Origin of the sequence: Hyphomicrobium sp., from assembly GCF_019744875.1 — a bacterium.
Classification (GTDB): domain Bacteria; phylum Pseudomonadota; class Alphaproteobacteria; order Rhizobiales; family Hyphomicrobiaceae; genus Hyphomicrobium_C.
This window is the reverse complement of record NZ_JAIETU010000002.1, coordinates 356,874-375,382: the sequence shown is the minus strand read 5'-3', so window position 1 is coordinate 375,382 and position 18,509 is coordinate 356,874. Positions and strand designations below refer to the sequence as shown.

Genomic DNA, 18,509 nt, shown 5'->3' with positions numbered 1-18,509 from the left:
CAGTGTTACAGCCATCTTGCTGCCTGCTGCCATGTTGCCTGTTGCCTCATACTTAGTTGGGTTTTCCGGTCGGGTTCGACGCGACGAGCACCGGGCCGACGCCCTTGGGCGGGCGGTTTTCCGTCAGCACGCCAAGACGGCGCGCGACTTCCTGGTAGGCCTCGAGCACGCCGCCGAGATCGCGGCGGAAGCGATCCTTGTCGAGCTTGTCGCCCGACGTGATGTCCCACAGGCGGCAGCAATCGGGGCTGATCTCGTCTGCGAGCACGATCCGCATCTGCTCGTTGTCCCACAGGCGGCCGAACTCGATCTTGAAGTCGACGAGACGGATGCCGATGCCGAGGAACAGGCCGACGAGGAAGTCGTTCACGCGCAGCGCGAGCTGCATGATCTCGTCGATTTCCTGCGGCGTGGCCCAGCCGAACGCCGTGATGTGCTCTTCGGAGACCATCGGGTCGTTGAGGTTGTCGGCTTTGAAGTAGAACTCGATGATCGAGCGCGGCAGCTGCATGCCTTCTTCCAGGCCGAGCCGCGTCGACAGCGAGCCGGCCGCAACGTTGCGCACGACGACTTCGAGCGGAATGATCTCGACTTCGCGGATCAACTGCTCGCGCATGTTGAGGCGCTTGATGAAGTGCGTCGGCACGCCGATCTCGCCGAGACGCTGGAACACGTATTCCGAAATGCGATTGTTGAGCACGCCCTTGCCCTCGATGAGCGCGTGCTTCTTCGCATTGAACGCGGTCGCGTCGTCCTTGAAGTGCTGGATGAGCGTTCCCGGCTCTGGTCCTTCGTAAAGAACCTTCGCTTTGCCCTCGTAGATTCGGCGCCGCTTGTTCATCGATCCTGGTCCCTTGACGATCACGCTCTTGCCCGACATTGCAACTGATGAGGACGGCCTGTCCCGAGGAGCCGACCCATTGATGTTACGACGAGATTTCGGAAGTTCTCGACTTGTCTCTGGGCCGGTCTAACGCACAAATTTCATGCCCGGACACTAGCCGAAGCAGGGGGGAGAAACAATCTAAACGAGGGGGCAAATGGCCTCTGGGGTACGAGCTGGACAAGCCGTTGATTTGTTTGCCCCGCCAAGGTACGGCTCGCGGACTGCTGGGCGTGATGCGAGACCCATACAACACGGATTCGCCCTGAACAAAGCCGGAACAGCCCGGACTGAAAGTAGCCTGATTGGAGACGGTCATGACCACGTTTGACGAGCGCGAAAAAGGTTTCGAGAAGAAGTTTGCCCACGATCAGGACCTGAAGTTCAAAGCCGAAAGCCGGCGCAACAAGATGTTGGCGGAGTGGGCCGGCGCCAAGCTCGGCATCACCGGCGCCGCGCTTGAGGACTACATCAAGGCCGTGCGCAAGGCCGATCTCGCCGAGAAGGGCGATGACGACGTGCTGCGCAAGGTGAAGCAGGATTTCGCCGACAAGGGCGTGACGATCGCCGACGCCGAGATCCGCCAGGCCATGACCGAGTTCCTGGCCAAGGCCGTGACCGAAATCGAATCGGCGAAGTAAGCACGAGATCGGCCAGCGGGTTCAGGCCCGCTGGCCACTTTCCTTTGAGCGTGCGGCCGGCGGCTCCTCGAGCGCGACTATGCCTCGAGCGTCCTGAGGAAGGCGCCGAATCGCAGCACGCCATCGGGCCACGGCCCGAAGCCGGACGCGCTGTTGATGTGACCGGCGTCCCCGGCCTCCACCAGCGTTGACCCCCAGCCATTGGCCAGCGCGGTCGCGCGCTCCATGCTGCAGTAGGGGTCGGTCGACGACGCCACCAGCACGGACGGAAACGGAAACGGCTCGCCCGGCAGCGGCGAAAATCCGCTCGCCGTGGCATCGAACTTGAGCCCTTCCGTCACCGGCCAGGCGCTCGCGTGATCGACATCCGCGGGCGCGACGAGGAACGCCCCCGAAATGAAGCCCTTCGGAATCCGCTTCGCCATGTGGGCCACCGCAGGCACGCCGAGGCTATGCGCCACGATGACCACGGGCCGCGCGCTTTGCACGGCGTTCTCGATGATGCGGCCCACCCACGCCTCGGCATCCGGCGCGTACCAGTCCTCCTGCTCGACGCGACGCGCCGTTTTGAGCGTGCGCTCCCAACGCGTCTGCCAATGGTCTTCGCCGGACCCCGACCAGCCGGGGACGATCAGGATATCGACGTCGGACGTGCGCATGGAACCTCTCGCGAAAAAACCGTTCGCGCGGATGGGGATCGCGCTCAGGACTGGGGATCGGGTGGTGAAACGGCCCCGGAGTTGGAAGGCGTCGACGTGGAGGGCGTCGCCGCCGGCTCGTATTCGGGGCGCGCCATGCCCTGTAGGACGATAAGCCCCGCTGCCGCAAGCAGCAGAACCTTCGTCGGAGGAATGAGGAGTGGCGCGTGCGATATATGTGAAAGCACCATCCCGAATACAACGAGCCCGACCAACGCTCCGGCGAGCGGCATCGCCGCAGCCGCTGCGGAAGCGCCGGTCGCGCTTCCGAGACTCCGCCGCCGCATCACGACGACCAGCACCACGCACACAAGGCTGAGCAGCAGCAGCGCGTCGTAGAGGGACACCTGCTCGAAGGGCGGCGCATACTCCGGCGCGAGGAGCGCGACAGCGACCCATGCCCCCGTCACGACCCACGTCACGAGCGCGAAGCCGAGAATGCTGGCCCAGGCCGGCTCAGTCGGTTCGCTGAGAGGCGGCTTCGCGTTGAGCAGCGCGGCCAGCACCGCGATCGAGACGGCCAGCATGAGGACCGTGAGCGCAATCCCCGTCGGCCCGGCCGGCCCGAAGTCGCCGGCCCGTTCGATCACGCGCTGGGTCAAGGTCACGATGAGGGGTGCAGCCAGCAGGATCCAGAAGCCGTGCCCAATGCCATGTTGCGAAATCACGGCCGCAAGCCAGATCAGAACCGCCATCGCGGCCATCAGGGAGACCACGACGCCCGCCCGGAAGCCGAACCCAGGCTCGGGAACGAGCCCGACGACCTGCTCGAGCGCGAGCGCGAGCCCGCCGGCCTGAAGCGCGGCAATCAGGAGCGCGCCGGCCACCGCGGCGATCTCGATCCGATGGGCTTTGCGAGGCACGGCCGCCCACGCGCAGAAGCCCGGCCAGAACGTCTTCGTCATCTCGACGAGGATCAGCGCCGACAAGAGCGGCGTCATGCCGAGCGTCATGATCGACACGAGCCCGATGTAGGCGCCCGATCCGCGCATGGGAGCCTGCGCGTACAGAAGCGCGGCATCGATGCCCGGCAGCGGTACGTTGCTGCCAACACGATAGAGCGCCAGCACCGCGAAGGTGACGGCGAGGCGACGGATGAATTCGGGCTGGGTCCAGCGGGCGGCGGGCAGGGTGAGCATGCGCGATCCTAGCGCATGCCGTGCCGGAAGCACCAGATCCCGAAGGCGTGATGCGTTACGCCGTGCCGAACACGCGCGTGAAGATCGTGTCGACGTGCTTGAGGTGATAGCCGAGGTCGAACATCTCTTCGAGCGCCGCCACGGGCACCTTCGCCGTCACATCCTTGTCGGCCTTGAGCTCAGTCAGGAAGTCGGCGCCCGTTTCCCACGTCTTCATCGCGTTGCGCTGAACCATCGCGTAGGCCTCCTCGCGCGAGGCGCCCGCCTGCGTCAGCGCCAGCAGCACGCGCTGGGAATTGTGCAGCCCGCCAAGCTTGTCGAGGTTCCGCTTCATGGCCTCGGGGTAGATGACGAGCTTCTCGATCACGCCCGCGAGCCGCGCCAGCGCGAAGTCCAGCGTCACCGTCGCGTCCGGACCGATCATGCGCTCGACGGACGAGTGCGAGATGTCGCGCTCATGCCAGAGCGCCACGTTCTCCATCGCCGGCATGGCGTAGGAGCGCACCATGCGCGCCAGCCCCACAAGGTTCTCGGTCAGCACGGGGTTGCGCTTGTGCGGCATGGCCGACGAGCCCTTCTGCCCGGCCGAGAAGAACTCTTCGGCTTCCAGTACCTCGGTGCGCTGCAGATGGCGGATCTCGGTCGCGAGCCGCTCGATCGAGGACGCCACCACGCCGAGCGTCGCGAAGTACATGGCGTGCCGGTCGCGCGGAATGACCTGTGTCGAGACGGGTTCGGCTTCGAGGCCGAGCTTCTCCGCCACGTAGACTTCAACGCGCGGATCGATGTTGGCGAACGTGCCGACCGCGCCCGAGATGGCGCAGGTGGCGACCTCACGCCGGGCGGCGACGAGGCGTTCGCGCGCGCGCTGGAATTCGGCGTGCGCGAACGCGAGCTTGACGCCGAACGTCGTCGGCTCGGCATGGATGCCGTGGCTGCGCCCGATGGTGACGGTGTTCTTGTGCTCGAACGCGCGCGTTTTGAGGGCGGCGAGCAGGCGGTCGACGCCCGCGATCAGAATGTCGGCGGCACGCACGAGCTGCACGTTGAGGCACGTGTCCAGCACGTCCGATGAGGTCATGCCCTGGTGCACGAAGCGCGCGTCCGCCCCGACGTGCTCGGCGAGATGGGTCAGGAAGGCGATCACGTCGTGCTTCGTCACCGCCTCGATCTCGTCGATGCGCTGGGTGTCGAAGACGGCCTTGGAGCCCTTGTCCCAGATGACCTGCGCCGCCGCGGCCGGAATCACGCCGAGCTGCGCCATGGCGGACGCGGCGTGGGCCTCGATTTCAAACCAGATCCGGAAGCGCGTCTCGGGGGTCCAGATCGCGGTCATCTCGGGGCGTGAATAGCGGGGAATCATTCGGGTCTCGCAGGCTGGAAGAGGGAGGGACTCTGAGACGGGGGCGTAGCAGAGCCGGCCTCCGGCAGCAAATCCGGCCGCGCCGGGCGCCAGCATCCTGCCCGCGCTGTGGATGGCTCTTGCGACACTATGTCATGCGAAAGTCGGGGGCAGCAGACGGGCGTCCCAAATGTCGGCGTTTTCCCTGCATAATATTCAGGCAGGTGAAACTTCGCACTGCGAAATCACGTCGCCGTTTTTTGTGCCGGAAATCGAAAAAAGAAATCGGGCACAATCTGTTGCATTTTGCTGCAGGGCCCAAGTGCATTTTTGCAACGCAATACTCGGCAACAATACGTGAGCCTAAAACGCCAAGATCGGGCCACAGTTCGATGAGAGATCATGCGCCGCGCCGGGTGATCAAGTAACGCAACGATCAACACTGTTGCGAAAATGTTAGGACAAGGTCTTCCGAGACTTGATACTTTTCGAGTTCGTATTTGAGTTTCGGCAGACGCGCGCACACCGACAGCGCTTCGCCGACGAAGGCCGGAACCGGCTCGTCCCGCGAAGACACGACGAAGCTTAGGGGTAATTGATGACCGAACAGATGCAGTCTGAGATTGCTGAGCTCAATCTCAAATTGGAAGAAATCGACGATCCACGCCGCTCTTACGCAATTGTTTCGGAGCGCATTCGCGCTTATCGCGCCCACGGATATCAGGTGCCTGAGGCGCTCGCGCTCATCGAACGCCGACTGGCGCAGGAGTGCATGAGAGAATCGCAGGGCCGCTGAACGTCCCCGTCCCGGGGCCCGCTACAGAGGACCCCTCCGGGGCGATGAACGACGCCCCGCCCGGGATCATGAACGAAGTCCCGCACCGGGCCGGGCAAGACTGCTCCCAAAGCAGCGATCAGGGCCGCCGGTCCACGAGCCAAACGCCTGCGCGCGCCGACGCCGTCACAAACGGGTCGGCCGCCAGGTCGCCAGCCGGATCGAAGGCCAGCTTTCCAAGCGACGGCGTATCGAGCACCGCCATCGGGTCCCGGACCTTCGCCGCGACCGCTTCGCCGTTCGCCGAGCCAAGCGCGGCCACCGCCTGCATCCAGACCTCCAGCGCACCGCGCGCACGCGCCCCGAACACGTCCTCGCCGTGCGGGAGCGGCATCGGATCGGCAGGCAGCAGCACCTGGACGCTGAGCTTCGATTTGGCAGCGACGAGCGCGAACTCTTCGGTCGCAAGCGCATCCGAGCCGAGCACCGGCACCGTCTGGCCGGCCGCCGCAAGCCCCGCCAGCATCACCGCCGCCTCATCCGGATAGCCTGCGAAAAACAACGCGTCGGCGTGCATGTCGCCGATCCGCGCGATGGTCTCCGCGTAGCTGTGCTTGCCGGCCACGATCGGAAACACGGTGGCGAGCTCCACCGCCGCGTCCTTGAGCGCCTGCGCCGCGCGCTCTGCGATGACACGCGCATAGGCCGTCCGGTCGTGCACGATGGCGACGCGCTTGCCAGGAGCCCGGGCCGCAAGCCAGTGCGCGGCCGCATCGCCCTGCCGGTCGTCGCGCCCGGCGAGCCGCAAAATGGGCGCGCCCGCGCCGCCGAGCATGACGTCGGGATGGCGCGCGCCGACGGCGATAAACAGAACTTTCGCAGCCCCATAGACCGGCGCCGCAGCGGTGGCGGCACTGGAGCAGGGGTGGCCGATGACGAGCAGAGGGCCCCGCGCAAGAAGCGCGCGCGCCGCGCCTTCGCCGCTCGCACGTGCGCACCCGTCGTCTTCGACATCGAGAATGAGCGGCTGGCCGAGCACGCCTCCGGCCGCGTTCACGTCCTTGATGGCGGCGGCAAGAGCCTGCTGCATGGCGAGCCCCTGGGCGGCCAGACGCCCGCTCAGGGGCGCGGCGAGCCCGATCCGGATGTCCGCACGCGCGCCCTCGGGCAGAAGCCCGAGCAGCGCCGCGCCGATCATCACGCCGAGCCGCACGCCCCGGAGCATGGACGAGGGCTCAGTTCTGCACGTAGCCGATGGTGCCGTCCGGCAGCTTCTGCCAAGTGTACATGACGTAATCGATGCGGGTCACGTCGCCCTTGGCATCGAACGCGAGGTCGCCGATCGCGGTCTTGTACGTCTTGCCGGAATGCAGCTCCGCGGCGATCTTCACCGGATCGACGGAGTTGAGGGCCTTCGCCGCCTCCGCGATCACCTGCGTCGCCGCGTAGGCATAAAGCGTGTAGGCCTCGGGCTTGAAGTTGCGCGCCTTGAACTTTTCGAGCACGGCCTGCGCCTCGGGGCGCTTCTGCGGATCGGGACCGAACGTCATCAGCGTGCCTTCCGTACCAGGCCCGCCGAGCGCGGCGAACTCGTCGGTGGCGATGCCGTCGCCGCCCATCATCACGGCCGTCAAGCCCGCGCCCCTCATCTGGCGCAGGATGCTGCCGCCCTCGGTGTGCACGCCGCCCCAGTAGACGAGATCGGCGCCGGAGGCCTTGATCTTCGAGACCAGAGCGCTGAAATCGCGCTCGCCCGCATTGATGCCCTCGTACAGCACCTCCTGCACGCCGAGGCCGTTCATCGTCTTCTTGGTCTCGTCGGCGAGCCCCTTGCCGTAGGTCGTTTTGTCGTGCGCGATGGCGACTTTCTTGTCCTTGAAGTGCTGCGCGATGTACTCGCCCGCGATCTTGCCCTGCTGGTCGTCGCGCCCGCAGGTGCGGAACACGTTGCTGAGGCCGCGATCCGTGATCTTGGGGTTGGTCGACCCCGGCGTAATCATCAGGATGCCGTGCTCGGCGTAGATGTCGGAGGCGGGCTCCGTGACGCCGGAGTTGAAGTGGCCGACGACGAAACTCACGCCCTCGCCGACGAACGTATTGGCGACCGAGCGGCCCTGCTTCGGATCTGCCGCGTCGTCGCCGAACACGAGCTCGAGCTTCTGCCCGTTGAGCCCGCCCGCCGCGTTGATGTCCTGCACGGCCTGGTCAACGCCGTTCTTGAGCTGCGCGCCGAACACCGCGTCCTTGCCGGTGAGCGGGCCCGCCACGCCGATTTTGAGCGTCTTCTCGCCGCCGCACGCGGACAGAGACAGGGCGACGGCGAGCGCGATCGCAAGCTTCACGGGACGCATCGAGATCCTCCTGGATGTAAAAAAAGGTGCGCGCTCGCGCGCGCATCGAATGTCAGACCGCGTTTGTCTCCCGAAAAGACGGCGAAGTCACGCCGAGTATGAGAAGACGCGTGAGACGACTTAGGGGCGATCGCGCCAGGTCAGGGGACCCGACCGCTCAAAAATCCATCCGTATTGTTCGGTCATGTGGCGGGTGCGCCGGATCCGATAGGCCACGAGCGCGATGACGGAAAGCAGCCCAAAGTCGACCAGGTAGCTCGGCGCCGACACGAGCGCGGCCCCGAACAGCGCGTAGTGCAGAAACCGCACGGCCGCCGCGATGAGCGCCGTATAGACGAGCACCGGCCAAAGGGGGCTCCAGCCCTCGGCCACGGCCTGCCCCGTGCGCCATGCCGCGCCGCCCCCGACGGCGAGTGTCAGCAGCAGAAACGGGATGACGCCCCCGCCGGGCGGAAGCGCATAGCCGAGAGAGGAAAGCAGGTCTTCGATCATCAATGCCTCCCGCCTTCGAGGTAGGCCTGGCGGATCTCCGGTCGCGCCAAGAGATCCCGCCCCGCGCCCTCCATCGTGATCACGCCGTTGACCATGACGTAGGCGCGGTGCGCCAGGCGAAGCGCATGAAAGGCGTTCTGCTCGACGAGGAAGATCGTCATGCCTTGCGCATTAAGCTCGGCCAGCGTCGCGAAAATCTGTTTGACGATCAGCGGCGCAAGTCCGAGCGACGGCTCGTCGAGCATCAGCAGCTTCGGCCGTCCCATGAGGGCGCGCGCGATGGCCAGCATCTGCTGCTCGCCGCCGGACAGCGTGCCACCGCGCTGGAGAAGTCGCTCCTTGAGGCGCGGAAACAGCGTCGTGATGCGCTCGAGATCCGCTTCGAAATTCTCGCCCCCGTCGACGGCCGCGCCCATCTGCAGGTTTTCGAACACCGTCATGCGCTGGAAGATGCGCCGGCCCTCGGGGGCTTGCGAAATCCGAAGACGCGCGATCTCGTGCGTCGGCAGATGCGTGATCGGCCGGCCCTCGAACAGGATCTCGCCCGCGCGCGCCCGGGGACTGCCGAACACCGACATCATGAGCGTCGACTTGCCGGCGCCGTTGGCCCCGATCAGCGTCACGATCTCGCCGCGGCGGACGTCGAGCGTCACGCCCTTGAGCGCCTGGATGTTGCCGTAGAAGGCCGAAACGTTGGAGACCGACAGCAAGGGTGCGCTCATGATCCGCGTCCCTCTTCCGCGGGCGCCCGGTCGGCGTTCACCCTGTCCGCCGCCGCCAGATCCTCGTCTTCGACGCCGAGGTAGGCCGCGATAACTCTGGGATCGTTCTTGACGCTCTCCGCCGTGCCGTCGGCGATCTTGGTGCCGTACTCGATCACGACGACATGATCGGAAATATCCATCACCACCGACATGTCGTGCTCGATGAGCAGGATCGAGACGCCGGTCTGCGCGCGGATCCCGCGCAGGAGCTTCGTCAGCTCGGCGCTCTCCCGGTTGTTGAGGCCCGCCGCCGGCTCGTCGAGACAGAGCAGCACGGGGTTCGTGCACATGGCGCGCGCGATTTCGAGCCGCCGCTGCGCGCCATAAGGCAGCTCTCCCGCCGGATGGTCGGCGCGGTCGAGGAGCCCGACGACTTCGAGCCACGCCCGCGCCAGCTCCAGCGCCTTGCGTTCCGCCGCGCGGTAGGTGGCGAGCCCGAGCAGGCCGCCGATGCTCCAGCCGGATGCGTGCATCAGCGTCTTGTGCTGCGCCACGATCAGGTTTTCGAGCACCGTCATGCCCGGGAACAGGCGAATGTTCTGGAACGTACGCGCCACGCGCGCCTGAGCTGCGATCTCGTGATCGGGCATGCGTTCGAGCAGGAACAGCTCAGGGTTCTTGCCATAGGTGCGCCTCCGGTCGGAGCGCGTCAGCACGTCCACCGCGTCGGGCGTTGCGGCCGCCCCGTGCGCCAGCGCGATCCGCCCGCTGGTGGCTTTGTAGAAACCTGTGATGCAGTTGAAGACGGTCGTCTTGCCCGCCCCGTTCGGCCCGATCAGCGCCGTGATGTCGCCGCGCCCGACCTGGAACGAGAGGTCCTTGACGGCCACCAGTCCGCCGAAGCGCATCGAGAGGTGGTCGACCACGAGCAGGGGTTCGGATTGCCAGCGCATGCCCGTCACTCCGCCGGCTGGGGTCGATGGGCGGGGCTGCCGCGCGTCGGCCGCGCCGCAAGCCGCACGCTCGGCTCGCGCGTCGAGACCAGCCCCTTGGGCCGCAGCACCATCAGCACCACCATGGCCAGGCCGAACAGCAGCATGCGGTACTGGGCCGGATCGAACCCGCTGCCGAACACGGCCTGCAATCCGCCGAGTTCGCGCAACAGCTCCGTGCCGCCGACCATGGCCGTGGCGGCGATCGCGACGCCCAGCATGCTGCCGAGGCCGCCGAGCACGACGATGGCGACGATCATCGCGCTTTCCAGAAACTCGAATGACTTGGGGCTGACGAAGCTATAATGCGCGGCGAAGAACGCGCCCGCGAGCCCGCCGAAGAATGCGCCCGCCGCGAACGCCGTGAGCTTGGTCGTCACGGTATTGATGCCGAGCGAGCGGCAGGCGATCTCGTCCTCGCGCAAGGCTTCCCAGGCGCGCCCGACAGGCAGCGTCCTGAGGCGCAGCGTGACGAAGTAGGCGGCCAGCGCCAGCGCCAGCACGAGATAGTACATGAAGGCGAGCCGGTAGATCGGCGCGTAGGGGATTGAGAGCGCGGTCCAGAGTGAGTCCGGACCTGGGCCAAGCGAGTAGCCGAACAGCGTCGGCTTCGGGATGTCCGACAAGCCCGCATATCCGCCCGTCACCGGCACCCAGTTGACGAGCACGAGGCGCACGATCTCCGCGAACGCAAGAGTGACGATGGCGATGTAGTCGCCCTTGAGGCGCAGCACCGGCAGGCTGATCAGCACGCCCCAGAGTGCCGCCACGATGCCCGCGATCGGCAGCGCAATCCAGAACGAGAAGCCGTAGGTGGTGGTGAGGAGCGCCGTGCAGTAGGCGCCGACGGCATAGAAGGCGACGAAGCCGAGATCGAGAAGGCCGGCGAGGCCGAGGATGATGTTGAGGCCGAGCCCGAGCAGCACGTAGATCAGGATCTGGATGCCGTAGGTGTCGACGACCTTGAGGATACCCGGCCCTCCGGCAGAGGCGACGGCGAGCGCGATGAAGGGAAACGCAAGCAGCAGCGCCAGCCCCACACGCGGCAGATAACGCAGGTAGGGATGCGGCGGCACCTCGCTTCTGGGCTTTGCGGCGCGGCGCACGAAGCCTGCCGGATAGAGCAGGGCGAACACGAAGCGCACGGCGAACGCGGCGCCCGCCAGCGCCAGCGCCAGTCCCGAGCGTTGGTTCAGCACGAGCTGGTTCGACAGGTTGGTGTCGGTGCGCAGCGCCACGATGGGGAACGCGAGACCGAACGTCACCAGGGCTGCGATCAGCGCCGCTTTCAACGCCTCGCCGATATTGCCCATGGCCTCAGACCTTCTCGACGTCCGGGCGGCCCAACAGTCCGGAGGGCATGAAGATGAGAACGATGGCCAGGATCGAGAAGGCCGCGACGTCCTTGTAGTCGATGGTGAAGTAGGCCGACCAGAATGTCTCGATGAGGCCGATGAGAAGTCCGCCGAGCACCGCACCGGGCAGCGAGCCGATGCCGCCGAGCACCGCCGCCGTGAACGCCTTCACGCCGGGCACGAAGCCGTCGTTGAAGCTGACGACGCCGTAGTAGGTCATCCACAAAAGCCCCGCGACCGAGGCCAGCGCCGCGCCCATGATGAACGTGATCGAGATCGTGCGGTCCACATCCACGCCGAGCAGCGAGGCCATCTTGCGGTCCTGCTCGCAGGCACGTTGCGCGCGCCCGAGAGGCGTGTGGCGCACGACGTACCAGAGCACGCCGAGCAGGAGCGCCGTGACGAGCATGATCACGAGCTGCTTTTCGGCGAGAGTCACCGAGCCCTGACCGACCGGAAGCACGATGACGTTGGACAGGATCGGCTCGAGCGTCTTGTTGCGGGGGCCCTGCACGAGCTGGACGAAGTTCGACAGGAAGATCGACATGCCGATGGCCGAGATCATCGGCGCAAGACGGAACGATCCCCTGAGCGGCCGGTAGGCGAGCCGTTCGATCACCCAGCCCCAGAGGCTGGTCAGCGCCATGCCGAGCACGAGCACGATCAAGAGCGCGAGCCCGAGCGAGCCGATGCCGAGCAGTTGCGTGAGGGCGAGAAAGAGGATGAGAGCGATGAAGGCGGCCAGCATGAACACGTCGCCGTGGGCGAAGTTGACCATGCCGATGATGCCGTAGACCATCGTGTAGCCGATGGCGATGAGACCGTAGATGGAGCCGAGCGTGAGCCCATTGATGAGCTGCTGGATGAAATAGTCCATTGTTGCGGCCGTTCCCCCGAATAGCTCTGCCTTAGCTGTTTAGGACGGGTGCGGCGCGGTTGGGAAACGATTTTTCGGCTGAGGCGCCCGGGAAGCGGCCCGAGCGGGCGGCGTGCTGTGGATTTGTGCGGAGGTGAGGCAATTTTTGCGCAAAAAGGGGCCTGGAGGCTGCGGCCCAACTCCCCGGACGAGTGTCCGATTCGCCTTGGATGTCCGTGCGCGCAGGCGGAGCAGTGGGCCTCAAATCATATTATGCGAGCCGTCGCACCAGGGCTCGTCGTCGGTGGCCTTGCAGCCGCAGAGATTGAAGGTGCCCGTGGACGGCGCCGTAAACTCCAGCGGCTCGATATCAGTCACGCTGTGCGAGCCGTCGCAGAACGGCTGCGTCTGCGAGCGCCCGCAGCGGCAATAGAAGTACGTCTGCCCTTCCACGAGTTCGACCTGGTAGGGGCCCGCTTGCGCGACAATGGGGTCATCAGACATGCTTCGGATCCTGCGTTCAGCCTGCCCTCCGGCGTATCGGCTTCAGGCCGCGCGGGCAAGTCCAAGAAACCAGGAATATAAACCGCTCTGTTAGGTCGGAATTCCGCGGGCCTCAGCCGACCGCGATCGGGTAGCGCTCGATCGTCTCGCCGCCCTCGTCGTCAATCCATGTCACCCGCAGTTCGCCGGGGCCCGGCACCTTGAGATAGAACGAGATGTAGGGATTGGCCGAAATGCTGGGGCCGAACTCGGCCGTGAACACGGGCTTGCCGTCGTATTCGGCCCTGAACGTGTGGATGATGTTGCGCGGGATCGGCTGGCCATCGGCCGTCTTGCGGTTGCCCGTCTCCATGACGTGCGTGATCAGCGCCTTGATTTCGATCACGTCGCCGGCGGCGGCAGCCTGCTCGGGAAGCTTGAGGCGGGGTTTGGAGGCGGCCATTGTCTACTCCGCCCCGCAGCCGCCGATGCCGACATCGACCATCTGTCGCCCGACCAGGAGCGAGTTCGACGACGTCAGCGCCACCGCAACGACTTCCTGCGTCTTGGCAAGGCGCATGCGCCCCGACACGGTCGCCTTGCCGGAGAGCGGCGTGAAATGGAACACGGCCACCGTGGCTTGCGGGTTCTGCGTCGAGAGCAGGGTGATCCGCTGGATATGGTCCTCGCCGGTCATGGGGCTGTCGATGCTGATCTTGTAAGGCACGATGTTGCCGTTCTCGGCAAACTCCGGAAGCTCGAGCACAACGAGCCCTTCGAGCGGCGTCCCGCTTCCGACAACTTTCGCGAACGCGTCTCCGAACTGCGCGGTCGGCACGAGGGGAGGCGGGTCCGCCGCGGCTGCCGGGGTGGTCTTCGCGGCTTCGGCCAAGGCCGCTGCCGGGACCATCGCTGCGGCTGCGAGCGCGCCGGCGCCGGCCAGAACCGCACGGCGATCGAGCGCGCGCCCCCCAAGCAGGTGCTCCCATGGCGAAGTGGTGTTTTTCACGTCCGTGCTCGCATCATCTCTCAAGGCGCGCCGCCTGGGCGGGGAGGAGTCGTCGAAGATTACATATATGAATGCGTGGGCATCGTGGCCATAGCATCCTTCTCGTCATACCTAGGGACTGCTACGATGCCACCAAACGAAGGTGCAAAAAATGGCCCTCGATCACGTCGGAGCCGACTTGGCGCCGCGCGCAAGCCGCGGCTGGCTCACTGGAATTCTGCTCGTGCTGGCGTCCGCCGTGTGCGCGGCCGGCGCGTTCGTGGCCTGTGCGATCGCGCTCAATGCCGCGGCCTCTCTCCCGTCCCATGCCGCATCCCCCATCCGCCTCGTCATGGTGGAAGAGCCCGGGTGCCGGTTCTGCCAGAAGTGGCATGCCGAAATCGGGCGCGGCTACCCCAAAACCGATGAAGGCCGCTTCGCGCCGTTGAAGCGCGTGCGCCGTGGCGCCCCCGATCTCAAGGGGCTCGCGCCGGTCGTCTACACGCCGACATTCATTCTGATGCGGTCCGGCGAAGAGCTCGGACGCGTGACCGGCTATCCCGGCGCGGACTACTTCTACGAGGAGCTGCGGCCGTTGCTGTCCGCAGCCGGGTATTTTCCAGGTTTCGGGACCAAGGAGATCAGTGCGCCATGAGCCAGATCGACCGGCGCCAGTTCGCGCTCGCACTAGCAGCCGTGCCGCTCTCGCTTAGCGCGCTCGCGCGGTCGGCGCGCGCCGCCGCGAAGGCCCGCGTCGTCATCATCGGCGGTGGCCCGGCGGGCGCGACGGTCGCCGTCACGATCAAGCGCGCCGTGCCGGATCTCGACGTCACGCTCATCGAGCCGCAGACGCACTATACGTCGTGCTTCTACTCCAACCATTTCATCGGCGGCTTCCTGCCGGTCTCGCGTATCACCAACACCTACGACGGACTGGCCGCCATCGGTATTAAGGTCGTGCATGCCCGCGCCACCGGATTCGATGCCGCAAAGCGCGAGGTATCGATCGAGAAGGGCGCAGCCATCCCCTATGACCGGCTCGTCGTCGCGCCCGGCATCGGCTTCAAGTATGGCGCCATCGAAGGCTACAGCGAAGCCGCCAGCTATTTCATGCCCCACGCCTGGTCGGGCGGACGTCAGGCGAAGCTGCTGCGCGAACGCCTCGACGACATGGAGAACGGCGGCCTCGTCGTCATCGCCGCCCCGCGCAATCCCTATCGATGCCCGCCGGGCCCCTACGAGCGCGCCTGCCTGATCGCCAACTACCTCCAGCGCGAAAAGCCGAAGAGCAAGCTCGTCATCCTCGATCCCAAGATGTCGTTTTCCAAACAGGCCGTCTTCGAGGAGGCGTTCGCCAAGTACTACAAGAACGTCATCGAGCTGCGCCTCACCAACGACATCGACGACATGAGCGTTGTGCGCGTCGATCCCAAGACGGGCGAGGTGGTGACGAAGTCGGGCGAGACGTTCAAGGCGGCGGTCGCCAACATCATTCCCGACCAGACGGCGGGCGCGATCGCGCTGTCGAGCGGCCTGGCCGAAGGCGACTGGTGCCCGATCAAGCCGGAAAGCTTCCAATCGGCGAAAATCGAAAACGTCTACGTCGTGGGCGACGCAACCATTGCCGCCGACATGCCCAAGTCAGCGTATTCTGCCAACAACCAGGCGCGCGCCGTCGCGGGGCACGTGCTGGCCGATCTCACAGGGGCCGAGCGCCCGCCGGCCGCCTACCGCAACACCTGCTGGTCGATGCTCTCGCCGGGCGACAGCGTCAAGATCGGCGCCGACTACGCGCCGGGCGACGCCAAGGGCAAGCACATCCTGGTCGCCAAGGATCCCTTCATCTCGCAGCCCGGCGAGACGGCAGAGCTGCGCAAGGAGAACTACGAGGAGAGCCTCGCCTGGTACGAGACGCTGACCGCCGACATGTTCGCCAAGTCGGCCTCCGCCACGGGCAAGCATCCTGAGGCAGGACGCGGTTAACAGCCGCCGCGGGTCGCTCTCATTTCAGTCGCGGCCGGAAGATACAACGTTAACGCTCAGTAAAGACAAAGATTTCCACGAATTCATTGTGGCGGAGAGGAACGCTTTATACTCTTCGCTTACCATATCGGCTCGACGCGCGTTTTTGCGTGTGAAGCGGAAGCGTCGTATCGATGGCGAGGTAGTCTCAGCAACTCTGAGCGGCCTGCGCCAGGCGTTGTTGATCGAGCCTGATGAAAGTGGGACGCGCCCCCAGGGCGTAGACCGCTCCTGAGGCGCGACAGACCAAAGAGCGGAGCCCCCGATGGCGTTGATCCTGCTTCTGATCACTTTGATCGCGGTCGCGGTTGCGCTCGGTATCTGGCGGGCCTCTCCCTGGCAATGGGCAGCGGGCCTCGGACTTGTGGCCCTGGCCTGGCAGTGCGGGGCGTTCCACGGCGCGCTGCATGCGCCGCACTTCGGTTTCCTCGGCTTTCTGGTTTGGCTTGGCCTCGCCGGGCTGGCAGCACTTTCAATCGCGGACGTGCGCCGCAAGGTTCTGGTCCGGCCCGCCTTCAAGCTCGTCCGCAACATCCTGCCCAAGGTCTCGGACACCGAGCAGCAGGCGCTCGACGCGGGCACCGTCGGCTTCGATGCCGAGATCTTTTCGGGCACGCCGGACTGGCAGAAGCTGCGCGCCATCCCCCCGATCGTGCTCTCGCCCGAGGAGCGCGCTTTCCTCGACGGTCCGACCGAGCAGCTCTGCGCCATGATCGACCACTGGCAGATCCGCCACGCGGAGCGCCGCATGCCGGTCGAGATCTGGGATTTCGTGAAGGCGCATGGCTTCCTTGGCATGCTGATCTCGAAGGAGCACGGCGGTCTCGGGTTTTCCGCCCAGGCCCAGTCGCTGATCCTGGGTAAGATCGCCTCCCGTTCGCCCGACGTCGTCACCATCGTGATGGTCCCGAATTCGCTCGGGCCCGGTGAGCTGATCGAGAAGTACGGCACCGACGAACAGAAGCACCATTTCCTGCCGCGCTTGGCGCAGGGCCTCGAAGTACCCTGCTTCTCGCTGACGGGGCCAACGTCCGGCTCCGACGCCGCCACCATGCGCGACATCGGCTATGTCACGAAGGGCGAGCACGAGGGCCGTGAGGTCGTCGGCATCCGCCTGTCGTGGGACAAGCGCTACATCACCCTCGGGCCCGAAGCGACGCTGGTCGGCCTCGCGTTCCGCCTGTTCGATCCCGACAAGATCATCGGCGACACCGAGGACATCGGCATCACCGTGGCCCTCATCCCGGCGAAGCATCCGGGCGTGAACATCGGCCGGCGCCATCTGCCCTCGGGCGCGGCCTTCCCGAACGGCCCCAACTGGGGCACGGACGTCTTCATTCCCATGGAGTGGGTGATCGGCGGCCAGGCCATGGTCGGCGGCGGCTGGCGCATGCTGATGGAGTGCCTGTCGGCGGGACGCGCGATTTCGCTGCCCTCATCCGCGACTGCAGGCGCCAAAGCCATGCTGCGCGTCACGACCGCGTACGCCCGCATTCGCCGCCAGTTCGGCCTGCCCATCGCGCGGATGGAAGGCGTTGACGAGCCGCTCGCTCGTCTTGTTGAAACCGCCTACGTCAACGAAGCCGCCCGCGCCGTCACGGCCGCCATGGTCTCGCGCGGCGAGCGCCCGTCCGTCATTTCGGCGCTGATGAAGTACCAGACGACCGAGAAGCTGCGCCGCGCCGTCAACGATGCCTTCGACATCCACGGCGGTCGCGCCATCTGCGACGGCCCATCCAACTACCTGCAATCGGCCTATCAGCTCGTCCCCGTCGGCATCACGGTGGAAGGCGCAAACATTCTGACTCGCACGCTGATCACGTTCGCTCAAGGCGCGCTGCGATCGCATCCCTATTTGTACAAGGAAGTGCAGGCCGTCCAGGACACGGACACCAAGCGCGGCCTCGCCGCCTTCGAAGACGCGCTGCTCGGCCACATCTCGTTCTCGATCTCGAACGTCGCGGGCGCCTTCTTCCACAACATCACGCTTGGGCTGTTCGGCGAGGTGCCGGATCGCGCCGACGGTCTTGAAACCATCTATCGCCAGCTCTCGCGCGCATCGCGCAACTTCGCCCTCGTCGCCGATCTCACGGTCGCGACCCTCGGCGGCGGCCTCAAGGTGAAACAGAAGATCACCGGGCGCCTCGCCGATGCGCTCTCCGAGATCTACCTCCTGTGCTGCGTGCTCAAGCGCTTCGAAGATGACGGGCGACCCGAACCGGATCGCGCCATCGTCGCTTTCGCCGCCGCGAACGGCCTGCATCGCTTCGAGGAAGCGCTTCGCGGCACAGTCGAGAACTTCCCCAACCCGGCCGTGCGCGTCCTGCTCCGCACCCTCGTGTTCCCGTTCGGCCGCCACTACTATCCGGCTCCCGACGCGCTGGGCTCGCGGATCGTGCGCCTCGTGACCGAGCCCGGTCCCGTGCGCGACCGCCTCACGCGCGACATCTACATCTCGAACGATCCGGGCGATGCGACCGGCCTGCTCGAAGTGACGCTGAAAAAGGTCGTCGCCGCCGAGGAAGCCGAAAAGAAGCTTGAACGCGCCATCCGGTCCGGGACCGTTCGCCGCTTCCACGGCATCGATTGGATTGCCGCCGCGGCTGAGGCAGGATCGATCACCGAAAGCGAAGCGTTGATGCTGCGCGAGGTCGAGACGTTGACGGCCCGCGTCATTGCGGTCGATCATTTCGCGCCCGAGGAATTGGAGCCAAACTATCGCAAGGCGGCTTCGATCCTTGGACACAACTCGCGCGGCCTTCCGGCCGATGCGGAAAAACAGATGTAA

19 protein-coding genes are annotated in these 18,509 nt (G+C 65.8%); 5 read left to right on the top strand and 14 right to left on the bottom strand.

Annotated elements, in window-relative coordinates; genetic code table 11:
- Positions 1-52: 52 nt before the first annotated feature.
- Complete coding sequence (purC, locus tag K2Y42_RS01895; RefSeq protein WP_291150138.1) at positions 53-841, bottom strand: phosphoribosylaminoimidazolesuccinocarboxamide synthase; 789 nt, start codon at positions 839-841, stop codon at positions 53-55.
- Between the two features lie 359 nt (positions 842-1,200).
- On the opposite strand from purC, the gene K2Y42_RS01890 reads away from it, so the two are divergent.
- On the top strand, positions 1,201-1,524 hold the full coding sequence (locus K2Y42_RS01890; protein WP_291147820.1) for a DUF1476 domain-containing protein: 324 nt from the start codon (positions 1,201-1,203) through the stop codon (positions 1,522-1,524).
- A 77-nt stretch (positions 1,525-1,601) separates the two neighbouring features.
- On the opposite strand, the gene K2Y42_RS01885 is transcribed toward K2Y42_RS01890, so the two are convergent.
- The 3 genes from K2Y42_RS01885 to purB are packed head-to-tail and all read right to left on the bottom strand — an operon-like array spanning position 1,602 to position 4,724.
- Entirely contained in the window at positions 1,602-2,183 is a 582-nt protein-coding gene (locus K2Y42_RS01885) for an alpha/beta hydrolase (protein ID WP_291147819.1), read from the bottom strand.
- A 44-nt stretch (positions 2,184-2,227) separates the two neighbouring features.
- Entirely contained in the window at positions 2,228-3,361 is a 1,134-nt protein-coding gene (locus K2Y42_RS01880) for a hypothetical protein (RefSeq protein ID WP_291147817.1), read from the bottom strand.
- Between the two features lie 55 nt (positions 3,362-3,416).
- Positions 3,417-4,724, bottom strand: a complete 1,308-nt coding sequence (gene purB / locus K2Y42_RS01875) for an adenylosuccinate lyase (protein ID WP_291147815.1) — start codon at positions 4,722-4,724, stop codon at positions 3,417-3,419.
- A 577-nt stretch (positions 4,725-5,301) separates the two neighbouring features.
- On the opposite strand from purB, the gene K2Y42_RS01870 reads away from it, so the two are divergent.
- Positions 5,302-5,499: a hypothetical protein gene (locus K2Y42_RS01870; RefSeq protein ID WP_291147813.1), complete on the top strand. Its 198-nt coding sequence runs from the start codon at positions 5,302-5,304 to the stop codon at positions 5,497-5,499.
- A gap of 118 nt (positions 5,500-5,617) precedes the next feature.
- On the opposite strand, the gene K2Y42_RS01865 is transcribed toward K2Y42_RS01870, so the two are convergent.
- The 10 genes from K2Y42_RS01865 to K2Y42_RS01820 all read right to left on the bottom strand — a co-directional run bounded on the left by K2Y42_RS01865 (position 5,618) and on the right by K2Y42_RS01820 (position 13,720).
- A complete protein-coding gene (locus K2Y42_RS01865) occupies positions 5,618-6,703 on the bottom strand; it encodes a branched-chain amino acid ABC transporter substrate-binding protein (RefSeq protein ID WP_291147811.1) in 1,086 nt (361 codons plus the stop codon).
- Between the two features lie 10 nt (positions 6,704-6,713).
- A complete protein-coding gene (locus tag K2Y42_RS01860) occupies positions 6,714-7,820 on the bottom strand; it encodes a branched-chain amino acid ABC transporter substrate-binding protein (protein WP_291150137.1) in 1,107 nt (368 codons plus the stop codon).
- A 129-nt stretch (positions 7,821-7,949) separates the two neighbouring features.
- Positions 7,950-8,321, bottom strand: coding sequence for a DUF6867 family protein (locus K2Y42_RS01855; RefSeq protein ID WP_291147809.1), 372 nt, complete (start codon positions 8,319-8,321; stop codon positions 7,950-7,952).
- Positions 8,321-9,043 (bottom strand): ABC transporter ATP-binding protein, encoded by a 723-nt coding sequence (locus K2Y42_RS01850; RefSeq protein WP_291147807.1) that lies wholly within the window; start codon positions 9,041-9,043, stop codon positions 8,321-8,323. Before K2Y42_RS01850 ends, K2Y42_RS01855 begins: the two co-directional genes overlap by 1 nt.
- Positions 9,040-9,978 (bottom strand): ABC transporter ATP-binding protein, encoded by a 939-nt coding sequence (locus K2Y42_RS01845; protein WP_291147805.1) that lies wholly within the window; start codon positions 9,976-9,978, stop codon positions 9,040-9,042. The genes K2Y42_RS01850 and K2Y42_RS01845 overlap by 4 nt, the downstream gene beginning before the upstream one ends.
- A gap of 5 nt (positions 9,979-9,983) precedes the next feature.
- Positions 9,984-11,330: a high-affinity branched-chain amino acid ABC transporter permease LivM gene (livM, locus tag K2Y42_RS01840; protein ID WP_291147803.1), complete on the bottom strand. Its 1,347-nt coding sequence runs from the start codon at positions 11,328-11,330 to the stop codon at positions 9,984-9,986.
- Between the two features lie 4 nt (positions 11,331-11,334).
- Positions 11,335-12,249 (bottom strand): branched-chain amino acid ABC transporter permease LivH, encoded by a 915-nt coding sequence (locus K2Y42_RS01835; RefSeq protein ID WP_291147801.1) that lies wholly within the window; start codon positions 12,247-12,249, stop codon positions 11,335-11,337.
- A gap of 240 nt (positions 12,250-12,489) precedes the next feature.
- Positions 12,490-12,732, bottom strand: coding sequence for a CDGSH iron-sulfur domain-containing protein (locus K2Y42_RS01830; protein WP_291147799.1), 243 nt, complete (start codon positions 12,730-12,732; stop codon positions 12,490-12,492).
- 112 nt (positions 12,733-12,844) lie between these two features.
- A complete protein-coding gene (gene soxZ / locus K2Y42_RS01825) occupies positions 12,845-13,174 on the bottom strand; it encodes a thiosulfate oxidation carrier complex protein SoxZ (protein WP_291147797.1) in 330 nt (109 codons plus the stop codon).
- 3 nt (positions 13,175-13,177) lie between these two features.
- Positions 13,178-13,720, bottom strand: coding sequence for a thiosulfate oxidation carrier protein SoxY (locus K2Y42_RS01820; RefSeq protein ID WP_291147795.1), 543 nt, complete (start codon positions 13,718-13,720; stop codon positions 13,178-13,180).
- A 151-nt stretch (positions 13,721-13,871) separates the two neighbouring features.
- Between K2Y42_RS01820 and K2Y42_RS01815 the strand changes: the two genes are divergently transcribed.
- The 3 genes from K2Y42_RS01815 to K2Y42_RS01805 all read left to right on the top strand — a co-directional run bounded on the left by K2Y42_RS01815 (position 13,872) and on the right by K2Y42_RS01805 (position 18,509).
- Complete coding sequence (locus K2Y42_RS01815; protein WP_291147793.1) at positions 13,872-14,354, top strand: thioredoxin; 483 nt, start codon at positions 13,872-13,874, stop codon at positions 14,352-14,354.
- Positions 14,351-15,682 carry an NAD(P)/FAD-dependent oxidoreductase gene (locus tag K2Y42_RS01810; protein ID WP_291147791.1) on the top strand — a complete coding sequence of 444 codons (1,332 nt, stop codon included), beginning with the start codon at positions 14,351-14,353 and terminating at the stop codon, positions 15,680-15,682. Before K2Y42_RS01815 ends, K2Y42_RS01810 begins: the two co-directional genes overlap by 4 nt.
- A gap of 304 nt (positions 15,683-15,986) precedes the next feature.
- Positions 15,987-18,509: an acyl-CoA dehydrogenase gene (locus K2Y42_RS01805; RefSeq protein ID WP_291147790.1), complete on the top strand. Its 2,523-nt coding sequence runs from the start codon at positions 15,987-15,989 to the stop codon at positions 18,507-18,509.

Coding starts and splice junctions, on each gene's coding strand:
- purC (WP_291150138.1), bottom strand. CDS start 841: ATGAACAAGCGGCGCCGAATCTACGAGGGCAAAGCGAAGGTTCTTTAC.
- K2Y42_RS01890 (WP_291147820.1), top strand. CDS start 1,201: ATGACCACGTTTGACGAGCGCGAAAAAGGTTTCGAGAAGAAGTTTGCC.
- K2Y42_RS01885 (WP_291147819.1), bottom strand. CDS start 2,183: ATGCGCACGTCCGACGTCGATATCCTGATCGTCCCCGGCTGGTCGGGG.
- K2Y42_RS01880 (WP_291147817.1), bottom strand. CDS start 3,361: ATGCTCACCCTGCCCGCCGCCCGCTGGACCCAGCCCGAATTCATCCGT.
- purB (WP_291147815.1), bottom strand. CDS start 4,724: ATGATTCCCCGCTATTCACGCCCCGAGATGACCGCGATCTGGACCCCC.
- K2Y42_RS01870 (WP_291147813.1), top strand. CDS start 5,302: ATGACCGAACAGATGCAGTCTGAGATTGCTGAGCTCAATCTCAAATTG.
- K2Y42_RS01865 (WP_291147811.1), bottom strand. CDS start 6,703: ATGCTCCGGGGCGTGCGGCTCGGCGTGATGATCGGCGCGGCGCTGCTC.
- K2Y42_RS01855 (WP_291147809.1), bottom strand. CDS start 8,321: ATGATCGAAGACCTGCTTTCCTCTCTCGGCTATGCGCTTCCGCCCGGC.
- K2Y42_RS01850 (WP_291147807.1), bottom strand. CDS start 9,043: ATGAGCGCACCCTTGCTGTCGGTCTCCAACGTTTCGGCCTTCTACGGC.
- K2Y42_RS01845 (WP_291147805.1), bottom strand. CDS start 9,978: ATGCGCTGGCAATCCGAACCCCTGCTCGTGGTCGACCACCTCTCGATG.
- livM (WP_291147803.1), bottom strand. CDS start 11,330: ATGGGCAATATCGGCGAGGCGTTGAAAGCGGCGCTGATCGCAGCCCTG.
- K2Y42_RS01835 (WP_291147801.1), bottom strand. CDS start 12,249: ATGGACTATTTCATCCAGCAGCTCATCAATGGGCTCACGCTCGGCTCC.
- K2Y42_RS01830 (WP_291147799.1), bottom strand. CDS start 12,732: ATGTCTGATGACCCCATTGTCGCGCAAGCGGGCCCCTACCAGGTCGAA.
- soxZ (WP_291147797.1), bottom strand. CDS start 13,174: ATGGCCGCCTCCAAACCCCGCCTCAAGCTTCCCGAGCAGGCTGCCGCC.
- K2Y42_RS01815 (WP_291147793.1), top strand. CDS start 13,872: ATGGCCCTCGATCACGTCGGAGCCGACTTGGCGCCGCGCGCAAGCCGC.
- K2Y42_RS01810 (WP_291147791.1), top strand. CDS start 14,351: ATGAGCCAGATCGACCGGCGCCAGTTCGCGCTCGCACTAGCAGCCGTG.
- K2Y42_RS01805 (WP_291147790.1), top strand. CDS start 15,987: ATGGCGTTGATCCTGCTTCTGATCACTTTGATCGCGGTCGCGGTTGCG.